Source organism: Cupriavidus neocaledonicus (assembly GCF_000372525.1).
GTDB classification, from domain to species: Bacteria; Pseudomonadota; Gammaproteobacteria; order Burkholderiales; family Burkholderiaceae; genus Cupriavidus; species Cupriavidus neocaledonicus.
Map to the genome: position 1 here is coordinate 1 of NZ_AQUR01000017.1, position 2,271 is coordinate 2,271.

The following is a 2,271-nucleotide window of genomic DNA, read 5'->3' on the forward strand; positions in this document are numbered from 1 at the left end:
TGGCCGTGATCAGCAGACTGCGCCGCTCATAGCGCTCGGCGATCAGTTCGAATAGGACACTGGTTTCGGCCTGGTCCTTGCGGGCGTACGACAGGTCGTCCAGGATGATCAGGTCAAAGCGGTCGAGCTTGGCCAGGGCTGCAGGTAACTGCAGGCTCTGCCTGGCTGCCTGCAGCTTCTGGACGATCTCGCTGGTACGCGTGAACAGTACCCTGTACCCAGCGTCGATCAGGGCATGCCCGATGGCCGATCCGAGGTGGCTCTTCCCACCGCCCGGCGGGCCGAAGATCAACACATTGGCACCTTTCTCCAGCCAGGAATCACCGCTCGCCAGTGCCATCACGTGCGCCTTGGAGACCATGGGCACAGCACTGAAGTCGAAGGCAGCCAGCGTCTTGGTTGGATCCAGGCGGGATTCGGTTCGGTGTCGTTCGATACGCCGCTTGGCCCGTTCGGCCAGTTCGTGTTCGAGCAAGGCGCCAAGCAGCCGGGTTGCCTGCCAGCTTTCCTTGTCGGCGCGCTGTGCGAACTCTGGCCAGAGCCGGCCAATGGTGGGCAGGCGCAGTTCGTTGAGCATCAACGTCAGGCGGGCGGCATCAATTGGGAGCGGCGCGTTCATGCTGCGACCCCCTGGCCCAGCAGGGCGTCGTAGCAACTGGTCGCCGGCATCTGGACATGGATGACGGGGTGATCGGCTTGCCGCGGCGAGAACTCCTCGCGCAGCGCTTCCAGATCCGGCAGATCACCATCGCCCAACATGGCTTCCAGGCGCACGGCCAGCACGGCTTCGATACCGTCCATGGCCGCCAGCTCAAGCAGGCCAACCATCGTCTTGCACGCGTCGCGTTGCGACAGCCGGGCATCAAGCTGCTCCCAGGTTCGCCGATAGGCCTCCCGAGGGAACAGATCGTCCCGGAACGCCAGGCCCTTGAAGGCCTGCGGCTTACGTTTGAGCCCCTCAATGAAGTGCCGATAGTCGATAGCGCGGCGGGTGCTGTGCGCGGCGTGGGAGCCCCGAGGAGTGCTGAACACCATGGCTCCGGACAGGTAGCAGTCCAGTCGGTCGCCGTACACACGCACCTTCAGACGGTGACCAATCAGGCGGGACGGCGCGCTGTAGAGGATGCCGCGCACGGTGAATGTGCTGCAACGGGTGACACGCGCTTCCTCTTCGGCAAAGTCCGTCGTGCGCCGGGGAGGCAGGTCCGTCAACTGCTCGCGCTCGAGACGGAACGCCGCTGCATGACGCCGGTTACGACGCATCACGACCTCGCGCAGGAGCGCCTCATAGGCGGCTCGATCCTCGAAGTCCCGGTGGCCGCGCAGCATCAGTGCCTGGTCGACAGCCTCCTTCAGATAGCGGTGGGATGATTCCACACTGCCGTTCTCGTGGCCCAGGCCGCGGTTGTTACGGGTGCCGGTCATCCCATAGTGGTCCAGCAGGGCTTCGTAGCGCGTTGTGAAGTCCTCCTGCTCCTTCAGGTTCTTGAACGCCGCCGAGAGGCTGTCGGTGCGATGTTCTCGCGGGCAGCCGCCGGCCTGCCAGAGCGCGTTCTGCAAGCCCGAGGACAGCGCCTCGAAGCTCTCTCCGCCTTCAACCACTTGGGCGTACTCCCAGCGCGAGAACGCGAACACGAAGTGATACAGGCGGTGAGGGAATGGAACGCCGGAGATGGTGATGCCCAGCGCCTGCATATCGGTGAAGTCCGACAGTGCCCGGATCCCCGGCGCGTGTTCCTGTGGGAAGAAGACTTCTTTGGCCGGTCCAGACACAGCCCGCCACTTGCTGATGCGCCGTTCGAGCGTGCGGCGCATGCTGTCAGGGTATTGGTCGGGATGGTCGTCCTGGAGCTTGCGCAGAATGGTGATGGCTTGCAGGCGCGGCTCGCTAGCAAGCATCGGCACGACCTCGGTGTCCCAGACCTCGACGAATGGATCGGGCCGCGAGCGCCAGTAACGGCGGGGCTTCTGCGAAGGCAGTTGGCTATCACGTTCGATACGCCGGGCACTGCGCACACTGATGCCGGCCTTGGCAGCGGCAATCTCCTGGGTATGCTGTTTGCGTTTGGACATGTAGAGGCTAACCTGTTGGTCGGTAATACGGGTTCCAGACATGGACTGACCGCTTATTGATGCGATCAGCCATCGTAGAACCCGGCCAACTCGGCGCCGCCGGTGGCGGAAACTCTCCGGCGGCTACGCCGCCTCCGAGTTCCCGCCACCGGCCAAGATGTTTGTCGCTACGCCGGACAAAATGATTGTCGCCGCCCA

2 protein-coding genes are annotated in these 2,271 nt (G+C 63.9%); both read right to left on the bottom strand.

Annotation, left to right across the window (positions count from 1 at the left end; translation table 11 throughout):
• The coding region (gene istB, locus A3AG_RS0100125; protein ID WP_018003646.1) for an IS21-like element helper ATPase IstB at positions 1-619 on the bottom strand (619 nt) is incomplete at its 3' end.
• Complete coding sequence (gene istA / locus A3AG_RS0100130; RefSeq protein ID WP_012354405.1) at positions 616-2,115, bottom strand: IS21 family transposase; 1,500 nt, start codon at positions 2,113-2,115, stop codon at positions 616-618. The genes istA and istB, both read right to left, overlap by 4 nt.
• Positions 2,116-2,271: the final 156 nt, after the last annotated feature.

Bases quoted from the DNA above. Each gene is read 5' to 3' on its own strand.
- istA (WP_012354405.1), bottom strand. From the start codon at position 2,115: ATGTCTGGAACCCGTATTACCGACCAACAGGTTAGCCTCTACATGTCC.